The organism is Photobacterium minamisatsumaniensis (assembly GCF_050336695.1).
Lineage (GTDB): Bacteria > Pseudomonadota > Gammaproteobacteria > Enterobacterales > Vibrionaceae > Photobacterium > Photobacterium minamisatsumaniensis.
Map to the genome: position 1 here is coordinate 386449 of NZ_JAKJSI010000010.1, position 18376 is coordinate 404824.

The following is an 18376-nucleotide window of genomic DNA, read 5'->3' on the forward strand; positions in this document are numbered from 1 at the left end:
GGCTTTTTTGATTTTAAGACGAGACAGATGCCTTTGTTAGGCTTGATCTATCTTAAAACGAGCGAGTTGCTTATTTTGTTCGGCTGAGAGGTGTGAAAGCTCTTCGCTAGCTGAAGTCGTTTGTGCTATCCCAGCTACATTTTGGTTTATAGTATCTAAGGTAACCGTCACATTCTCTGAAATAGAGTTCGTCACTTGTACTTGTTCTTGTGTTGCGCTGGCAACAAGGTTGTTGACATCATTCATAGCCTCAACGGATAGCTTAATATCCTCAAAAGCATTGGCCAGTGAACTTGATAGCTGTTTCGATTCCTCGACTAATGAAGCATTGCCCTCCATATGCTCAACGGCAAGTTGAGACTGGGCTTGTAGCTTATTAATAATTTCTCGAATACTCAGTGTTGACTGCTGGGTTTTAACAGCAAGCGCCCTGACTTCATCCGCGACAACTGCGAAACCTCTACCTTGCTCTCCAGCTCGTGCTGCTTCAATGGCTGCATTTAAAGCTAGAAGGTTGGTTTGATCGGAAATGCTGTTAATTACTTCAATAACGTCACTAATTTCATTAGTAAATTCGTTGAGTTGACCAACGATGTTTACCGAATCATCGACAGATTGCTGTATTTGGTTATTCAGTCTATTAGATGTCTGCAGCGACTGTCCGCCGTGAGTAACATTTTCTGCGACAGATAACGTAATCGCTTGTGCTCTTTCAGCCTGTATGCTGACTTCGTTGGCGGCAACAGTGAGCTGATTAACAGCACTTGATACATTTTCGATCTGTTCAAGCTCGATATTGGCGTTGTCGTTGGCTTGAATCATCACGGTTGCCAGCTCTTCTGAAGCTGAAGCCACGTTATCGGCAATGCTAGCCGACTGTCTAAAAGAGGTTTTGAGGGTATCAGCAAGGTTGAGAACGTCACGGTAAATACCTTTCTCATCCCCTTTCTTCTGTAGAGTAAAATCACCTTGGCTAATGATTTTGATCTTTTCTGAAATCTCGTTTGGCTCACCACCAACATGCTGCTCTATATATTTAAAAATTAGATAGTTGAGATAGAGTGTTGCGATCACACAGATAAAGATAATATACATAACCAGTTTACTCGCTGAAGAGGCATCAGCAAGGCTTTGCTCGTATAGTGTTTTAGCGATAGATTCTTGAATATGGGTTAGTTCAGCACCTATAGCAGATAGAATATCAACCTTTTGATATAGTTCTAGTACCATTGCGTCAGTAACGGGTTGCTGCTTAATTGTAGCCAAATACTGATTGACCACGCGCTGCTGTTCAGCAAACCGTGAGGCTATAGCACTTTCTTCTGGAGTCAGGTAAGTATTCATGTACTCGCGCCAAACACTTTCAACATTTTGTAAACCTGAATCGATGGATTGATTCATTTGGTTATGCGTAAAGTCACCAAGTAAGTGCTTGTTAAACGCATCAATAATATTCACCGCAAACGTATCATTGATGACTTTAAGCTGTCCCATTGGGATAACTCTATCTTGATATAATTCACTGGAGTTCTGATTTACTCTATTAAACGAGTAAGTTAGAACAATGAAAATAATAACAAATGATATAAGGCTTAGAAGCAACTGTAATGTAAGTCTGAGTTTCATAAAATAACATCCATGCAAAGTTCGCTGATATTAAAACAATTACTTAACCAACATCCAGTGATATTTCGTTAAATAATAATTATTATTTAAAACGGCGTTTATGTAGGCTATTTTACGATGCATTAATTTGTGACTAATCGCATTGATTCATAGTTGTTTCGAATTGAACGCCAATATAATGTCATATTTAAGCTGAATATTTGACGCTCAGGGCAGTGTTTATGACTGGTGGTGATATTTTGCTTTTACTATATTTAGAATTGTAGTGAAGGTATTAATACATGAAATCACATGATATAACTTTGCCGTTTATATCAAACTTTAAATATAAGTCTTTCCAATCTCCCTTATCATCAAAATATGCAATACAGCTACCATTATTAAAGGTTGCATTATAGTTTTCACCAGTACTAACTATAACATCAAGCCCATTTATTTTGTTTGCTAAATAACTTGAGTACATTCCAGAGTATTGACTTAATAAAATAATTTTATTAATTCCTTGAACATATAGTCGATCAACTGAGTGGGCGATGATGTCTAAGTCTTGCTGCTCAGGCTTATCATCAAGTTGGTTGCTTTGGTTTATAAGTGAAAGGTAAGCAACCTTTTCATTATTAACAGATTGAATGTATGCATCTGCACGAGATTTACCTGCATTGTAAGCATAAATTTTCGAGCCATATTGCTTGAGGCCAAAGTTTATATTGCTGGCGATGATAGAATGGTTCGGTTTTATATATTGGCGAGCAATATCGGCATTTTGATCATTAAGTACTAATGCTGTGACATAAGAGAAGGCAGGGGTTAATAATGGCTTATTCAGATTTTGGTCTGAATAGAAAGCGATGTGTTTTGTATTATTTACTTGTGCCCGATCGAATGCTTGTTGGAGGTTACTTCTTAGCCATTGCTTTATCATGGGTTGCTGGTACTTATCATTAACCAGCATTGAGTCTGGTGCTTGAGTGATGAAGCTGATTGCGATACCAACTGGCTTCTGTTGCTTTGGCGAGCAAGCGGATAATAATAAAGTTGCTAAAACGCTAGCAATGATAAGTTGTGTACGTGACATAATTAAAATGAACATAAAGTGTGATCTGGATCAGCATTCTCTAGTATCTGTAATTTAATTACAAGAAAGACTCTGTTGAATACATGGGCACGTTTGACTTCAGTTTCCTGTTATTGAGAGGTTTAATCGCTTGTTGGGCAGGTAAAATCGGCTAAAATGGCTTTTTATTCGATCTTTTGTACATATATCAGTCAATTAAAAAGTTTTTTGATATTTTTTGTTGACTCAAACTCAGCATTCCGTAAAATGCAGCCCATACCAACGTCGATGAGTTGTTTGGTTGTGATGTAAGGGCGCGTTGGCAGAGTGGCTATGCAGCGGATTGCAAATCCGTGGACCTCGGTTCGACTCCGGGACGCGCCTCCATTCTCTTGAAGAGAATATAAAGCGACACTAGCTCAGCTGGTAGAGCGCAACCTTGCCAAGGTTGAGGTCACGAGTTCGAACCTCGTGTGTCGCTCCAAATTTTGTACTAACGGTCAGGTTAATATGGCAGACCGTTATTAAGATGGTGTCTTATCCATCGCAATCAAGAATTGCGTGCCCTGGTGGTGGAATTGGTAGACACAAGGGATTTAAAATCCCTCGGCGTTCGCGCTGTGCCGGTTCAAGTCCGGCCCGGGGCACCATCTATAAAGTCTGATATTATCTGAAATGAAAATATCAGCATGCGACACTAGCTCAGCTGGTAGAGCGCAACCTTGCCAAGGTTGAGGTCACGAGTTCGAGCCTCGTGTGTCGCTCCAAATAAGAAAGCCCCGATAGAAATGTCGGGGCTTTTTTACGTTTAGTCATCAACAAAATTACAATCTTTGATACCCAACCCATCAAGTTCAATGCAGATAAACCGATCATGCCAAATGGTCTTCTTCGTTAGTGGTTTTGCCAAAACCCGCACCTAAATAAAATCCTCTATTATATTGTTCGAATGCGAGACCGTATGCGGCTGAGTCTCTAATGCAAGAGTAGGGTGTTCAACGTCATTTGGGCCATTGATAACACATGATTTTCTTTATAAAGTGGTTAAGATTACTCGATTGTTAAATTTTGTGTAGCAGGGATAGCGATGAAATTAAACTGTGATATGGGCGAAAGCTTTGGTTGTTGGAAAATGGGTAATGATGAAGCCGTTATGCCATGGGTAGATATGGCAAATATTGCCTGTGGGTTTCATGCTTCAGACCCTGATCATATGTCAGAAACCGTTAGCTTAGCCAAAAAACATAAGGTTGAAATTGGAGCACATCCTGGCTACAACGATAAACAAGGTTTTGGTCGCCGCTCTATTCCACACTCATCGGTAGCGATTTCATATTTAATTGCTTATCAAATAGGGGCACTTAACGCGATCTGCCAATTTCATGATGTTGTGATGACCTATGTTAAACCTCATGGGGCACTGTATAACGATATGATGGCTGAGGAGAGGGTATTCATCGCGATTGTTGAATCCATATCAAGACTGAATCCATCATTTGAAAAGCCGTTAAAGCTGATGGTGTTAGCAAGAGCAGACAATACAGCGTATCGCGATTTAGCCGCAAAATATAATGTAGAGCTATTGTTCGAAGCGTTCGCTGACCGTGCATATGATGATACGGGGTTATTGGTGGCTAGAAGTGAATCAGGTGCGGTATACCATGATAGCCAGAGGATCCGACAGCAAGTTGCCGAACTTTCAGCAGGGTTTATCACGACGGCGTCGGGCACTAAATTATTGCTCCAAGCGGATACTGTATGTGTTCATGGTGACAATGAACAATCTATTGCGGTTGTAAAATCGTTATATGAGGATCTCCAGCGATGATGAAGATCGAACATGTTTCAGAAAACAATGCGATAGTTTACCTAGGTAACCAAATCGACGTTGCATTAACACCGAAAATTAGCCTGTTAGTTGACTACTTATGGACGCTAAAGGCTAATGCCATTGTTGAAGTCATACCTTCATACACTTCCGTACTTATTCAATTCCGGCCACAGCAAATTTCATTCGGGCAACTACAAGCTGCAGTATTGCAATATGAGCAGGCTAATCGTGAAACCCAGCCGTTAAACCTAACGCAATCAAATCATTCAAAAGTGATTGAGTTACCTGTTTATTATTCGACAGAGGTTGGCCCTGATTTAAAGGCGATCGCGAAAGATAAACAGTTAAGCCTCGACCAAGTGGTTGCACTGCATAGTGAGCAGCTTTATACGGTGTGCGCTATTGGCTTTGCACCTGGTTTTGCTTTTTTAGCATCAGTTGATGAGACGATTGCCACTCCTCGGCACCATGCCCCAAGAAAGAAAGTACCTGCAGGCAGTGTTGGAATTGCAAATTCTCAAACAGCGGTCTATCCCGCAGACTCACCGGGAGGATGGCAAATTATTGGCAATTGCCCATCGGAACTGTTTAATCCTAATAAAACACCCATGTCACCTTTTATGGTTGGCGACCAAGTGCGCTTTAGTCCAATATCGCGTAAAGCGTTTTTGGAACAAGGAGGTGAGATATGGCCACATTGGAAGTGATCCATGCAGGTATGCTTAGCCTGATACAAGATCTCGGGCGATTTGGCGTTGGCTCGCAAGGGTTAAGTCAGGGAGGGCCTGTCGATTTACATGCTTATTGCTGGGCTAATTATCTGGTTGGGAATGATGCAAATACTCCACTGATTGAGATCACGCTGGGTAAGGCGTCATTTAAAGCGACATCGCGGTGCTGCGTGGTGATTACGGGTGCCGATATGTCAGCAACCGTTGATGGTACTGTGGTTAACAACTGGCAACGGTTTACTCTAAATAAAGGGCAGGTGTTATCTTTTGGTTTCGCGCGAGAGGGGCTAAGGGCGTATTTAGCCGTCAGTGGCGGCTTTAACATTCCCGTTGTTTTAGGCAGTTGTTCAGCGGTGTCGCGAAATCAACTAGGCGGGTTGAAAAAAGGTCGGCCGTTAATGAAAGGGGATAGCTTACCGTTAAATGCGGTGGCAGATTTTAATGAGATTGGACGTAATGAAGGGCAGCAGGTTGCTTCTCGTTTCGTGCCGGATTACGGCAATCCCATCACACTTAGAGTTGTAGAGTCTTATCAGCATGCAGCCTTTGCTGATAGTGAAAAAGAGGCCTTTTATCATAGTGCCTATACTGTTAGCCAAGAAACTGATCGGATGGGGTGTCGACTCGATGGGAGAGCAATAACGGCGGATATGAATAATGGTATTGTTTCAGAGGGGATAGCGCTTGGAGCTATTCAGATCCCACCTAATGGCCAGCCAATTGTGTTACTGAATGACCGACAGACGCTTGGTGGTTATCCAAAATTAGGGTGTGTCGCCTGTGTTGATATTCCAAAGTTGGCACAAGCAAGGCCATACACTGAGGTTCACTTTAAACCAACATCATTGTCTGAAGCGACAGAAGAGTGGTTGGTATTCTCAAGATTTTTTGGTTTGCAGTTTTAGCGGCCTATTACTTTTTGATGCAAAAGGAGCACTATGTATATATTCGGCTACGGTAGCTTAATTAATCATTACTCGAGAACACGTACAGGGCAAACAAGTGAGGCGGTCGCCGTGACGGTAAAGGGGATTGAGCGTTATTGGGGTAAAATAGACAGTCGCTATAGCATTTCACCATTGGTTGCTATGGTGGGGGCTGGTGAGTGTAATGGGGTATTGATGCGGGTGAATGATGAGGCGTTGCAATGCTTTGATCAACGAGAGCGTGGCTATCAACGTATTGAGCTTGAACCCAACCAAATTATTACATCAAATGAAATCGATAAACATCAACCGATTTGGGTGTATGTTAGGCCCCAGCATGAACCGCCATGTGAAGTGCAGCCGATCATGCAAACCTATGTCGATACCGTGTTAGCTGGATGTTTGTCTATCTCAGAGACCTTCGCAAAAACATTTGTTCAAACAACTCAAGGGTGGCATTATCCCTTGGAAAATGACCGCCATCAGCCTAAGTATGGTAATCATGCAGGTGTAGAAGAAAGACACCTAGATCAAATCGATCAACTGCTAGCAACTGTTAGGACTAAATAAGAGAACAATGGCTAAACCGAATAAGAAAGGGCCAACCAAAACGGTTGATGTCTATTGTGCGGGTTGTAAAACACCACTCTATAAATACCGCAAGGGCGGAAAAGGGGCGTTGGTAAAGTGCTTCAAAGAACGCATAGTGAAAGATTTTACAACTGATGCAGGAACCTGCCCGCAATGCCAGAAGGTATTTGCTCGCGATACGTTAGTTCGTGGTGCCCCTGCATTCAAAATGATCGGTGGCAAGGTGACAATGAAATAAAAGTGGCCTTTATTCTTGAAGGGCTTTAAGAAGCATGCGTTATGACTGAGGGCATTGGATTTTTTTGCTAAACAACACGGCTTTTAAATTAAGTATTTTACGCTTATAGGTTGCCCTGACCAGCTGATAGTCAATGTCTGGCGAAAACCACATGACCAATTTTCGGTCACTTTTCCGTACTTGTTCGACTCTAATTGTATTAATTTTGCCAAAGTTGCTGTTGATTTTTTCAGTGCCCATAACCTGAAAATAGTAGTGATTGACGTCATCAGTATCTTGCAGTTTGTAGTTGAACTCTTTTTTACCTTCAATGAGTGCGAGCCGCATTTGGCTGCCAATGGCATCGGTGTCGAGTAGAGGGAGGTCCTGGCTTGTGAATGTTGCCGTTTCACCGTTAATAGTCACAGACGATGCTTTCCCATCAGAGGCAAAACTTGCTTGCGTTTTACCTGCGAGTAACCCTGATACTTCTCGCTTGAATCCTTTTGATAAAAAAGAATTATGAAGCTCAGACCAATACAATTGGCTGCTTTGCTTAAACTTTGTCTTCGTCATTAAAACGTCGATGTTGCTGTATGAAAGAACCGTGGCGTTTGTATCCTGCCATTTTAATGAACGGCTTAGTTGGCCGACTTTTAGGTTATTAAAAAAGAGATTATAGGAAAATGTTTTTGAGCATTGGTGAAAGGTAAGGGAAGGCGCAGTACTAGCGGTCGCTGAGTAGAAACTCGAGATGAGGAAAACTAAAACGATAAAACATGGATATAGAAAGGAATAAGCCTGCACTCTACCTCCGATTCAAAATACTTCACAGCTTTGATCAAAAATAGCAGGGCAGGCTTTATTGTGCCAATTTAGGACGACTATTTTAGTAGGCGTTTTAGTATTTTACCTGTAGCAGTCATTGGTAACTCAGTCATTAATTCAATGTGGCGAGGGTATTTGTAATCAGCTAAGCGTTCTTTACCCCAGTGAACCAATGTTTTAGCAGATACAGTCGAACCTTCTTTGAGAATGATGAACGCTTTTGCTTCTTCGCCATACGTTTTATGCTCGATACCGATGACCGCAATCATCTGAACATCAGGGTGACCCATGAAGGTTTCTTCGATATCTCGAGGGTAGATATTAAACCCACCACGAATAATGACTTCTTTAAGTCGATCGACAACATAAACATAGCCTTGCTCATCCATACGTACGATATCGCCAGTATGGAGCCAGCCATCAACGACGGTTTTCGCGGTTTCTTCTGGCTTTTTGTAATAGCCTTTCATCACGTTATGGCCACGAATTAGCAACTCGCCTTCCTTACCTGAAGTAACCTCGTTACCTTGGTCGTCGACAACTTTCATGGCTACACCAGGTAATGGTTGGCCGATACTACCTGGCTTACGTTCATATTCTAAATGGTTAAATGCAGCAACAGGCGAAGACTCAGAAAGGCCGTAACCTTCTATAACGGGTACATTTAATTTTGCTTCAAACTGCTTAAGGATCTCGACAGGCATCGATGCCCCACCTGAAATGGCGACCTTGAGCGTACTTGCAATGTCAGCAACATAATTGTCACCATGTTTTTCGACAAAGGTAAGTAAGCCCATAAACATGGTGGGTACACCCGCGATATGGGTGACTTTATGTGTTTGCATTAACTGCATAACCGTTTTGGGCACAAAGCGAGGTACAAGTACTAATGTACTACCCGCTAGGATAGAGGTATTCATGATCAGTGACTGGCCGAAAGTATGGAAGAGAGGCAAAATCGCCATACTTACATCAGTACCCTTTTGGTTGGTAAGCGCTTGGCAGGCTTGGGCATTACATAACATGTTACTTTGGCTGAGCTCGGCCCCTTTAGCTCTACCTGTTGTCCCTGATGTATATAAAATGACGCAGGTGTCTTCGGCACGTCGGTATTGTGCATCAAATTCGGTTAAGTCCGATTGCAACCATTGATTGAAACGGTGCGCGCCATCAGGGAGCACTTGCTCCGTATTCGCTTCAATCGTTATAAAGTGTTTACAGCTAGGTGTCTGCTGGAAGCCATCAAAGCAATACTGACCACAAGGTAGGGCGCTATTGCCTTCAAAGCTGATCAGTGCGACAGCATCAGAATCATCGAGGTGATAAGCAACCTCTGAGCCTTTTAACATGACATTCAGCGGTACTGTTACTGCACCGACTTTTTGAATCGCGTAATAACCGATCACGAAGTCTGGTGTATTTGGGCAAGAAATTGCAACCTTATCATCAGGCTTAATACCGAGCTGAACTAAGTGGTTGGCGACTTGGTTAACCATTGTGTTCAGTGCTTGGTAGCTTATTTTTTGTTCACCAAAAATAAGGGCGATATCGTTAGATCGAAAAGCGGCATTACGTTCAAGGTTCGTAGCTAAATTATACATAGAGTATTGATAAGGTGGTGAATGGCTCGGATATTCTAATATAGCTAGGCTGTTGATGTGAAAAAATCACTTGAATTTATTCTATAACTTGCGAAGAGGCTTGTTTTTGTAAGAAAAAACGAATTTTTTATTACAATGAAAGGGTAGTCAATTCAATTGGTTACGTGGTTAATGAATGTGTTTATAGGTTTCGACTCTTAACTGTGTTTTCTAACTAACTGAATTAATTGCTTAATTTACACTTACCGCTTACAGCAGAGAGATGAAGATTTGATGTCGTTTATTTGACGATTTTAATGTCCACTTCTATTTTTAGTTGGGTTTAACTGACAGAGGTGTGGAAAATGAAAAAAATGAATTCAACCTATCGTTTACAAGTCATCAAAGAGGTTGCGGTACGTAAGCAGTTACAATCGCAAGGTGACCCGATGGCTTGCCACATATCTGATTTATTAAATTCAAGCCAGCAGAATACCGAAGTTGTTGAAAAGCATTATAGTGGTTGTCATTATGATGATAGTGTCGGTGGATGGGTGAGTAACCTATGGGACGCGAAGAAATAGCATCACAGTAAAAAATGTCATTACTAGCATAGTAGTATTTTGATAGTGAATGTCACCTGTGACAGCATACGTTTTATCGCAGTTTCCACTCTGAGAGACTGCCTGAATTGTTCTGTTATAGGTGATCTTACGAGGATTACGTTGCATAAGCCGCTGGATAAATGTGATCGACTCAGGTACATTCCTCTCGTCTGTAACTTTTAGGTCGACGCATGAATTACGTAGAGTTAGATAGCTATTCCCGCAAGTGGATTTTCACCCACGCTTCAATGCCTGTAGAAGCCACTGATTTAGCCTTGATCAAACCTTTTACCCAAGCCCGTTCTGCACAGATTTGGCGTGATCATATCAGTGCTCACAGCCCTGATGCGGATCATTTTGAAAAGGGTGATTGGGCGTTTGATAGCAAAATTTGGTCAGAGGCTCATGATTGGCAAGATGCATGGGATAGCGATGAACCGGAGCTACCTGAAGAGCTACTTGAATTTCTTGAGTGGGAAGATAACACCACCGTTTTCTTCTGCTACGAAAAATACAATGTGATTGAAACAAAGTGGAACGTATTCAAGCGCAATTGGAAGAACTTCCTGTTTTTTGATGATGGCCCAATACTCCTTGGACGTAAGAAAAAACAAGCCGTTTGGTTTAGTTCTAAAGGCACATTCAAATGTGCACTACGTGGTGACTAATACATCGCGAATTATGTGATAATGAATACCAGTCAGTGGTTTCTGGCTGGTACTTATACCAACCTACATAAGTACTTGATCAGTCTTACTGGTTAAAACCGTTGCTCTCTACGTTAGAGATTTGGTAATTAGAACCACTAGTTACTGCAATCTCTGCCTTGATAACAACAATTTTTCCTGCGTAATACTTAGATTAATTACTTATCCAGATTGGTATTAATACTTCTTACTTATCTTGTTATATTCAATAACTTGACCCTTTCCCATTAATTTTGCTTCATACATTGCTTTGTCTGCTCGGCGTAAGATGTCGTCTTCATTTTGTTCATCTTGTGGTTGTACGTAATAGCAGCCGATACTTGCACTTATCGATAAGCTGACTTTTCCCAAATGAATCTCTTCAGCAATACGATTAAATAACCGGGTACAGGTTTTTTTTACTGCCCCTTCACTTTCTATAGGGGTGAGTAAGATGACAAATTCATCACCCGCCAAGCGCGAAACAAAATCTGATTTCTTTACTGTACGCTTCAGTTTTTCTGCAATGATGGTCAGTACCTGATCGCCAGCTGCATGCCCGTAAGTGTCATTGACGTTTTTAAAGCCATCTAAATCGATAAACAGCACCGCAGAGATTTGCGGGGTTATTTTCTGTTGAATTAAGTACTGGTGTAGCGTTTGATGCAATTTAGCCCGATTCGGTAAGTTGGTAAGTGAATCATGAGTCGCTAGGTGTTCTAGGCGCTGCATTTCTTTTAACGAGCGCAGATCTGAGGCAATAACAACAGTTTGTTGCTCTTGGCTGTATGAATCTTGTATTCGGTTAACTCGGACGAATAAAGGAAGGATCTCATTATTGATTGTTCGGGTGTTGACCTCACCTTGCCATTGATTCGCACTTTTTAAGCTTAGACTAATGGTTTGTTCAGCTTGTTGATACTCATCGTTAACCAGTATCTTGAAGTGCTGACCGAGGATGTCAGCCTCCTTATATCCTGTAAGCTCTTGAAATGTAGCGTTAACCATTGAAATGTAGCCATCTTTATCAAAAAGTAAAATGGCATCTTGACTGTTGTCGAATATTTTAGCGGCTAATTTTTGCTGCTTTTCCGCTTGATCCCGAATTGTAATATCTTCTATAGCAAAGAGGGTTTGATGGCGTTGGTTTAATGGACGGCTGAACACACTGTAGACTTTGGTTTCTCCCGTGCCGGTTAAGCTTTTAATGGTCAGATGGTCAATGATAGAGCCTGAAGAAAGCGCATCATTCAGTATTGATGTACTAGCATTCTTATCGGTTGGGGCAATGATATCGATGAAGAGCTTCCCCGATAGCTGGTGTAGTGGGATATCAAAGACATTGCGGCAAGCTTGATTGACCAGCGTAATATAACCGCGGTGGTTTACGACAATGAGTGCATGACGTACTGTTTCAATGACTTCATCGGCAAATGCTTTCTCTTCGGCAATATCAGCCATCGCTTCACGTATTTTACAATCTCGATAGCTAATTTTATCAACCATTTGGTTGAAGCCTCGTACCAACGAACTCAGCTCGTCATTGGTATAGTGGCTTTGTGGCAAAGGCTGGTGTTCATCACCAACGATAAGGCGTTTAATTGCCTTATTTATTTGGGTGATCGGATTAACCACCCAAAGCTGAAGGCGATTGATTATATAGGTTGCGACACCGAAAAGTAGCAGCAATAAAAAGAGACTGACCTTGAGGTGAGAGATACGCAGCGATTGTAGTTCATGTAGCGAAACGGCGATGTGCATATGAGCAATGTTCTCACCGTCTAACAATATTGGCACAATGATGTAGAGCATCTCGGTCCCAAAATGGTGTCCATTTTGGATGCTAAGTTGCTGTTGGCTAGCAGTTGGAGGAATGAATTCAATTGATGCATTCTCATATTGCGCAAACAAACTATCATCGGGTCTTTCTAGGCGTACTTGTGCAATGAGGCGGTCGGCTTTGAAAGCGGATAAAATCTCATGCGCTGAGACAATATCGTTAAAGAGCACAGGCGCTGTTAGGTTTATGCCCACCCCACTTGCTAAAATATTGGTACGGCTAACTAAGTTATCTTGCTCGACTTCTAAGTAACGTTGGTAGCTGAGAATTTGAAACGTGAAAAAAACGACCAGAATAAAACTCATTATAGGAATGGATAATCGCTGGTTTAAACTGAGTTTTTCAATCCACCTATTCATGGTTTCCTCCCCTGTCATTATCAGGCTTCTGTCGCTCGTGAATAATGGCAATGCGAAGTAGTTGGGAACTCACCGTGAGGTTAGAACGCTCAAGGTGCGTAAGTGCTAGGACTGGCTTTATTTGGCTGCTATATGTGCGAAGCTCTATCATACCACCGCGCTCCAAAAACTGAGGGCTATCACTAATGGTCAGTAGGTTAGGGTATTGTGGTATAGCTTGAAGGATATTGAGTTTTTGCTCTGTAATATAAAGTACGTCGCATTGTTGGCTGGCTGCAGTGAGATCAGCCATGTGCACGAGTGGAGAACTGATTTCTGAATTGGAAAAAAAAGTATCAAGCGTAACCGTAATACTATTACGTCCTAAAACGCAGTAGCGTAAAGGCTGTGGTTGAGGAGATGGCCAGCGGATAAAATTGGCAAGGCGGTAGACGTATACCGTTTTTATCTTATGTGCAGAATAGCTTTGTGACGCATTGGCACTGGCTTTGGCGGCAATACTCAGTGCTAGCAATGTAAAGCACATTGCTAGATTGACTAAGTGCCGTGAGGTGATAGCCATTTTTATCATTATTACCAGTTCCATGATGCTCGTAAAAAGGCGCTTTCTTCAATTTTGGCCTTATAAGGTAAATCTTCATAGGCTGACTTACCTAACGCATCAACCACTAACTCGACCTTTGGCCATGTTGGGTATTCTTGCCAAGCAAGGCGAATATCCAGAGTACTGATAGAAGGCGCTTGGTAAGTGACATGGTTTGAAGAAACCGCGCTTTTGTGTTTGTACCATAAATCAAGTTGCCAAGCTGTTGTTATGTCCCATAATGTTTGAATTGAAACGAAGTGGGCTGGCTGGTGGTTATATTTTACCTTGTACCCGCTTTCGGCATTGTCATTACACTGGGTAGCACCGTCGCAAGATGCTTTTGTTTGGATATAGCTATAACTAGTATTGATTTCTAGCGATGAAAAAGGTGTCCAACGAATAGCTGTTTCGAAACCATAACTATTAGCTTCAAGGTTATCGGAATATGTTTCAGTTAAAATAAACATCTCATAAGGCAGGTTGTCGCCATTGCTACACTCTCCAAAGGCACAATGCCACTGGCTTTGGTCTTCCATACGTAAGTTTCTATATTCACTGTAGAATAGCGTACTATCAATATCGAGTGCATGACTCACTGTGAAGCGGTGGCCTACGTCGACAGTGACGACTGATTCATTGTTTAAATCATCATTCGCCGAAATATACTTAATTAGCGGGCGTGTATTCTCGCATTGTTCGTCTAGACAAACAGCTCCCGATAAATAACCGTCAGTTTTGGTTGCCACAAATGAAGGAGTAACAACGGCGCGGCCGACTCCAGCCCAAAAGCGATGATCATTATTGTGCTTATAAAGCATCCTCGCTTGAGGCTGAATTTCAGTGGTATCGTTTAATGAAAAGTGTTCAACTTTGGTGCCCAGAGTAACGGTGACTTGCTCAGTTAATCGTGATTCTAATTGGGCATACACATTGAGTATTGTATCGGTGCCTTTTGGGTCGAGGCTGTATCGTCCCCAGGGCTCAACGTGTTGGTAAGGACTGTCAGGATAAGGCTCTGTGCGTCGATGAATAGCACGAATGCCACCACCTAGAGTGAGCTCATGATTATTAGCTAATCGGCGGTGAGTGAGTAAATCAATATCAAAGGTATAAAACTCACCTTTTGCCGACGGTTCATTAGTCGAGTTTGCATCGACCCATGTATGTAATTCGTAGTTGGCATTCTCACGTTGTTCATACCAATCTAAACTGACAAAACCACCTCGAGAATAGACATTCAGTTCCGTGTCAGTGAAAATTTGGCTGGGATCATTAGTAAAATTAGCATAGTACCAATCATGTACTGATTTAGTTTGAAACCCACCCGTTTGGATGGTGATTTGTCGATTATTATTGTCATAGTCGGCACGCATTCCGCCTGAAAGGTTGCGCCAAGTATCGTTATTTTCGAGATAATAATCGCCTTTCGTACCTTTGATATAGAAACGTGCGGTTAAATCATTATTTAAAGCGCGACCATAGCGGTAATTTATATTTTGGTAATGGCGTTCGCCTGCAGATATTTCCCCGTAATGGCCAAGGGTGTCTTGGCTGCTTTTAGTGATGATATTCACAATGCCATTGGCAGCGTTCCCCCCCCACATTGTGCCAGTTGTACCGCGAATGACTTCGATACGATCAATGTCTTCGAAAACAGTATCAATGGTATGCCAAAAAGTCCCTGACATGAGTGGACTGTATACACTACGTCCATCAATCATAATTAACAGTTTGTTATACAAGACTTCATTAAGGCCTCGTAATGATACCTGCCAATTAAATTCTGAAATTTTTGTTACTTGTACGCCGGGTGCAAGGGCAAGTGCTTCAGCAACTGAGCGAACGGCACTGCGTTTTATCTGTGCATGGCTAATGATATAAACAGCGGCGGGCGTTTCATCAATGCTTTGGTTCTTTTTCGCCGCAGAAGTTACTTTTACCTCTGCCGTTGTGAGCTCCTCTAAACTCATAGCCATTAACATATCAAGCTCACTGGCATTAACGGGTATTGTTATTGCGGGAAGCAGGCATATAAACGCAAGTCGTGATGGTTTGAATAAATATGTTTTCTGATGATAAAAAGAGAATGCCATAGCCAATACAAACCGATAGTGATCCAATGGTTTATATAATATCAAAAATATGAAAAAGCATTTATATTCAGTTTATTAGCGTGGGTTTCTTAATGTAGTGATTTATACCCCTTAGCGATGCTTGTGGCGTATAATACATATCTATTCATATAGACCTTAGTTCTTGGTGAGCAAAAAAATGACACTAAGAATCAATTTGTTCTAAAAGCAGATTTTATATTGCTCAAATGGGTCGGTAGTGACGCAAAAATGCTCTATTGGTGTGTTTTAGTGTCAAAAAAATGGATTGTTTAAAATGTGAGAAGTATCACGTTGATTTTAAAGCTGGAACCAATATCACTTTATTTCAGCGAGTAGTGTCCCTATATTTTGTGTCGCTTTTGACAAATTGTCGGGTGAGGAATGTACCGACTGGGTTGAAGAATAGAAAGGTTGTTCTAGCGGCTTGCCTAAGATAACAAATAAGCGTGCAGCAATTTTGCCAGTACGAATTTCGATAGGAAGGGTCGATTTATGTAATGTGGCCATTTGGTGATGATGTAGCTGACTGCCACTGATATACACGCTGCCTGAACGTAAATAGATAAAACCGACGGTTTGCTGCTCGTCTGGCACAAAATGCCATACCCCATAGGGTGAAATCATAATGTCGAGATAGGTAATAGGAATACTGTAGCTTGCAGGGCTGAAAGTACTTTTATATTGACCAATGATCACCTTGGTGGTTGAGTCATTTTCTTCAACAAGTGGTAACTGCTGCGAGAGAATATTATGGCTTGAGGCATTTGCCATTTCAGATTCTCCCGCAGGGAGAGCAGTCCATAGGCTGAATGATTCTACTCGTCCATCTCGCGGCTTCATGGTGTCTTTATGAATAACGCCATTACCAGAGGTCATGATATTTATATCACCACTTGCTAATGTCGTGTGGCTTCCAGCAGAGTCATGATGACTGAGTGAGCCGGTAACAGGGTAGCTGATGGCATCGATACCGGAGTGACCATGATAATCAAGCCCCGCAGAAGTCACGACTGCTTTGGCTTCAAAGTGATCCCACAATACAAACGGATCGAGTGATTCACGCTCAGTATTATCAATGAATGCTGTTAGCAGACCATTTTTTTTCCCAAACCGAATCTTATTAACTGTTCTTGTTTTTCTCATGACGAGCCACCGACAATCATGATAGATATAAAGGCAAGAATGACTATTAAGTTAGTCAAAATATTTTCTAATACTTGAATTAAATCTTAGACCTAAGAGCGGCGTTTCACCAATGCGAATAAAGAGAAAGGGCTGTAAAAGAGGAATTAGTTAATAAAAAAGCAGAAGTCTTTAAGTGAATAATGGACTTCTGCTTTTCGCGAGGCTTTAAATCGCCTTATCGTAACCGTAACCGTAACCGTAACCGTAACCGTAACCGTAACGGTCCGACTTAGAATGTACGGCTGTATTGTAGGCCAACAAGAATCGCATCTGCGCGAGTGGTTGCTGATACGCTTGTACCAATTTGCGTATCGCCAATTTCAATACCCATGAACTCATCAACTTGGGTATCTTTACCAACTAGGTACGTGGCACCAAAGTCGATATTCGAACGCGAGTCAATGTGGTAAGTAAAGCCTGCAGATAGCCATTGGCGATCTGAATCTGGAATTGAAATAGACTTCACTTCATCGGTCGCTGCTACGTCATACATGTAACCAGCGCGTAGTGTCCAGTCGTTATTCAGGTAATAGGTACCACCGACAGAAATATGCCCAGCATCTTTCCATGCGTATTCTTTTTCAATACCAGCGATCTGTAGTGAATCGAAGGCGCTCCATTGAACCCACTGCACACTATAGTGAGCTGCAAATTTGTCGGCAAGGCGGTGGTAACCAGAAAACTCAGCCATGTCTGGCAGTGGCATATCCATTTTGTCGGTATTGCCAGCAATGGTATCTACATCGCCTTTTGCGGTTACTGTTGGGCTGTAACGGTATGACAAACCAAAGCGGTGGTTTTCATTTACTTCATAAACAACACCGACATTACCGCCAACGGCGAAACCTGATGCGTCAACGTCAAGGGCATTGAATTTTTCGTCATTGCATTCACGTTTCGGTGGAAATCCGACTAATTTGCAATTTTCGAAGTCGATATCGCGCTTCAGTTTGCCCATGCCGTAGATCAGATCCAGACCAGCACCAAAACTCCATTGCTCGTTCAAACGGTAAGAAACACTTGCACCTAAATTCATGCTTTTAATGTCGGTAGTACCACCAAAAACAGACGCTGCAAAGTCATCTTTAAATTCAGTACCCGTACCAAAGTTAGAGTAGGCAGAGACACCCCATGCCCATTGGTCGTTAACAGGCACAATTAAATAGAAATTAGGAACAACAGCGGAGCTACCTAGGCCATTAGTACCTGAAATATCAAACTCATTGGTATCTCCTGTAGGGACGCCATGAAAGAGTTGCATTTGGTTGTAGGTACCGTCTTTGATACGTACATCGGTATCAATAACGGTGAAACCCAATGACATGCTGGTTTCTTTAAACATTGCCATAGTGGCAGGGTTACGTGCCATGGCTGATGCATTATCGGCGATAACGGCATCACCGGCAAAAGCACGGCCAAGGCCTGTAGCGGATTGTGCGTTTAGCTGAAAACCAGCGGCTATTGTGGAGGTAGATGAAAGAGCCATAGCCGAAACTACAGCACAAGATAAAAGACGCTTCTTGAACATAATTATACTTATATTGTTTGTGATTATTAATCGAGGCAGTCATAGCTGCTAATTTTTCGGGGGATTCTATTGTTAATATATATACAAAC

16 protein-coding genes and 4 tRNA genes are annotated in these 18376 nt (G+C 42.0%); 11 read left to right on the forward strand and 9 right to left on the reverse strand.

The genetic code is table 11. The features are described 5' to 3' along the window. Window positions 1-36: 36 nt before the first annotated feature. A complete protein-coding gene (locus L4D78_RS02115) occupies window positions 37-1626 on the reverse strand; it encodes a methyl-accepting chemotaxis protein (protein ID WP_428465401.1) in 1590 nt (529 codons plus the stop codon). 274 nt (window positions 1627-1900) lie between these two features. Continuing rightward, a complete protein-coding gene (locus L4D78_RS02120) occupies window positions 1901-2701 on the reverse strand; it encodes a hypothetical protein (protein WP_428465402.1) in 801 nt (266 codons plus the stop codon). A gap of 292 nt (window positions 2702-2993) precedes the next feature. On the opposite strand from L4D78_RS02120, the gene L4D78_RS02125 reads away from it, so the two are divergent. The 9 genes from L4D78_RS02125 to L4D78_RS02165 all read left to right on the forward strand — a co-directional run bounded on the left by L4D78_RS02125 (window position 2994) and on the right by L4D78_RS02165 (window position 6997). Further along, window positions 2994-3067 (forward strand) — tRNA-Cys (locus L4D78_RS02125). Window positions 3068-3088: 21 nt separating this feature from the next. Beyond that, window positions 3089-3164: transfer RNA gene (locus tag L4D78_RS02130), tRNA-Gly, on the forward strand. A gap of 79 nt (window positions 3165-3243) precedes the next feature. Beyond that, window positions 3244-3330, forward strand: a tRNA-Leu gene (locus L4D78_RS02135). A 41-nt stretch (window positions 3331-3371) separates the two neighbouring features. Further along, window positions 3372-3447 (forward strand) — tRNA-Gly (locus L4D78_RS02140). 320 nt (window positions 3448-3767) lie between these two features. Continuing rightward, window positions 3768-4508 (forward strand): 5-oxoprolinase subunit PxpA, encoded by a 741-nt coding sequence (locus L4D78_RS02145; protein WP_428465403.1) that lies wholly within the window; start codon window positions 3768-3770, stop codon window positions 4506-4508. Then, on the forward strand, window positions 4505-5218 hold the full coding sequence (gene pxpB / locus L4D78_RS02150; RefSeq protein WP_428465404.1) for a 5-oxoprolinase subunit PxpB: 714 nt from the start codon (window positions 4505-4507) through the stop codon (window positions 5216-5218). The genes L4D78_RS02145 and pxpB overlap by 4 nt, the downstream gene beginning before the upstream one ends. Continuing rightward, window positions 5200-6147 (forward strand): 5-oxoprolinase subunit C family protein, encoded by a 948-nt coding sequence (locus L4D78_RS02155; RefSeq protein ID WP_428465405.1) that lies wholly within the window; start codon window positions 5200-5202, stop codon window positions 6145-6147. Before pxpB ends, L4D78_RS02155 begins: the two co-directional genes overlap by 19 nt. A gap of 33 nt (window positions 6148-6180) precedes the next feature. Continuing rightward, window positions 6181-6738 carry a gamma-glutamylcyclotransferase family protein gene (locus L4D78_RS02160; protein WP_428465406.1) on the forward strand — a complete coding sequence of 186 codons (558 nt, stop codon included), beginning with the start codon at window positions 6181-6183 and terminating at the stop codon, window positions 6736-6738. Window positions 6739-6745: 7 nt separating this feature from the next. Beyond that, the gene (locus L4D78_RS02165) at window positions 6746-6997 is read left to right on the forward strand and encodes a hypothetical protein (RefSeq protein ID WP_428457090.1); all 252 of its coding nucleotides are present in this window, start codon (window positions 6746-6748) and stop codon (window positions 6995-6997) included. Window positions 6998-7036: 39 nt separating this feature from the next. Here L4D78_RS02165 and L4D78_RS02170 read toward each other — a convergent pair whose 3' ends face one another. Together L4D78_RS02170 and L4D78_RS02175 are read right to left on the reverse strand one after the other, a co-directional pair. Next, the gene (locus tag L4D78_RS02170) at window positions 7037-7552 is read right to left on the reverse strand and encodes a DUF3108 domain-containing protein (protein WP_489686018.1); all 516 of its coding nucleotides are present in this window, start codon (window positions 7550-7552) and stop codon (window positions 7037-7039) included. Between the two features lie 308 nt (window positions 7553-7860). Then, complete coding sequence (locus L4D78_RS02175; protein ID WP_428465408.1) at window positions 7861-9405, reverse strand: long-chain-fatty-acid--CoA ligase; 1545 nt, start codon at window positions 9403-9405, stop codon at window positions 7861-7863. Window positions 9406-9749: 344 nt separating this feature from the next. On the opposite strand from L4D78_RS02175, the gene L4D78_RS02180 reads away from it, so the two are divergent. Together L4D78_RS02180 and L4D78_RS02185 are read left to right on the forward strand one after the other, a co-directional pair. Next, window positions 9750-9968, forward strand: a complete 219-nt coding sequence (locus tag L4D78_RS02180; RefSeq protein ID WP_428457093.1) for a hypothetical protein — start codon at window positions 9750-9752, stop codon at window positions 9966-9968. A 212-nt stretch (window positions 9969-10180) separates the two neighbouring features. Continuing rightward, entirely contained in the window at window positions 10181-10657 is a 477-nt protein-coding gene (locus L4D78_RS02185) for a DUF2947 domain-containing protein (protein WP_428465409.1), read from the forward strand. A gap of 216 nt (window positions 10658-10873) precedes the next feature. On the opposite strand, the gene L4D78_RS02190 is transcribed toward L4D78_RS02185, so the two are convergent. The 5 genes from L4D78_RS02190 to L4D78_RS02210 form a co-directional block, all read right to left on the reverse strand. Beyond that, window positions 10874-12874 carry a sensor domain-containing diguanylate cyclase gene (locus tag L4D78_RS02190; RefSeq protein ID WP_428465410.1) on the reverse strand — a complete coding sequence of 667 codons (2001 nt, stop codon included), beginning with the start codon at window positions 12872-12874 and terminating at the stop codon, window positions 10874-10876. Next, window positions 12867-13460 carry a YfiR family protein gene (locus L4D78_RS02195; protein ID WP_428465411.1) on the reverse strand — a complete coding sequence of 198 codons (594 nt, stop codon included), beginning with the start codon at window positions 13458-13460 and terminating at the stop codon, window positions 12867-12869. Before L4D78_RS02195 ends, L4D78_RS02190 begins: the two co-directional genes overlap by 8 nt. Beyond that, window positions 13448-15442, reverse strand: a complete 1995-nt coding sequence (locus L4D78_RS02200; RefSeq protein ID WP_428465412.1) for a TonB-dependent receptor plug domain-containing protein — start codon at window positions 15440-15442, stop codon at window positions 13448-13450. Before L4D78_RS02200 ends, L4D78_RS02195 begins: the two co-directional genes overlap by 13 nt. Before the next feature lie 447 nt (window positions 15443-15889). Continuing rightward, window positions 15890-16717, reverse strand: coding sequence for a pirin family protein (locus L4D78_RS02205; protein ID WP_428465413.1), 828 nt, complete (start codon window positions 16715-16717; stop codon window positions 15890-15892). A gap of 271 nt (window positions 16718-16988) precedes the next feature. Then, a complete protein-coding gene (locus tag L4D78_RS02210; RefSeq protein ID WP_428465424.1) occupies window positions 16989-18314 on the reverse strand; it encodes an outer membrane protein transport protein in 1326 nt (441 codons plus the stop codon). Window positions 18315-18376 lie beyond the last annotated feature (62 nt).

Coding starts and splice junctions, on each gene's coding strand:
- L4D78_RS02115 (WP_428465401.1), bottom strand. CDS start 1,626: ATGAAACTCAGACTTACATTACAGTTGCTTCTAAGCCTTATATCATTT.
- L4D78_RS02195 (WP_428465411.1), bottom strand. CDS start 13,460: ATGGAACTGGTAATAATGATAAAAATGGCTATCACCTCACGGCACTTA.
- L4D78_RS02200 (WP_428465412.1), bottom strand. CDS start 15,442: ATGTTAATGGCTATGAGTTTAGAGGAGCTCACAACGGCAGAGGTAAAA.
- L4D78_RS02145 (WP_428465403.1), top strand. CDS start 3,768: ATGAAATTAAACTGTGATATGGGCGAAAGCTTTGGTTGTTGGAAAATG.
- L4D78_RS02160 (WP_428465406.1), top strand. CDS start 6,181: ATGTATATATTCGGCTACGGTAGCTTAATTAATCATTACTCGAGAACA.
- L4D78_RS02205 (WP_428465413.1), bottom strand. CDS start 16,717: ATGAGAAAAACAAGAACAGTTAATAAGATTCGGTTTGGGAAAAAAAAT.
- L4D78_RS02180 (WP_428457093.1), top strand. CDS start 9,750: ATGAAAAAAATGAATTCAACCTATCGTTTACAAGTCATCAAAGAGGTT.
- L4D78_RS02165 (WP_428457090.1), top strand. CDS start 6,746: ATGGCTAAACCGAATAAGAAAGGGCCAACCAAAACGGTTGATGTCTAT.
- L4D78_RS02185 (WP_428465409.1), top strand. CDS start 10,181: ATGAATTACGTAGAGTTAGATAGCTATTCCCGCAAGTGGATTTTCACC.
- L4D78_RS02175 (WP_428465408.1), bottom strand. CDS start 9,405: ATGTATAATTTAGCTACGAACCTTGAACGTAATGCCGCTTTTCGATCT.
- pxpB (WP_428465404.1), top strand. CDS start 4,505: ATGATGAAGATCGAACATGTTTCAGAAAACAATGCGATAGTTTACCTA.
- L4D78_RS02120 (WP_428465402.1), bottom strand. CDS start 2,701: ATGTCACGTACACAACTTATCATTGCTAGCGTTTTAGCAACTTTATTA.
- L4D78_RS02190 (WP_428465410.1), bottom strand. CDS start 12,874: ATGAATAGGTGGATTGAAAAACTCAGTTTAAACCAGCGATTATCCATT.
- L4D78_RS02170 (WP_489686018.1), bottom strand. CDS start 7,552: ATGACGAAGACAAAGTTTAAGCAAAGCAGCCAATTGTATTGGTCTGAG.
- L4D78_RS02155 (WP_428465405.1), top strand. CDS start 5,200: ATGGCCACATTGGAAGTGATCCATGCAGGTATGCTTAGCCTGATACAA.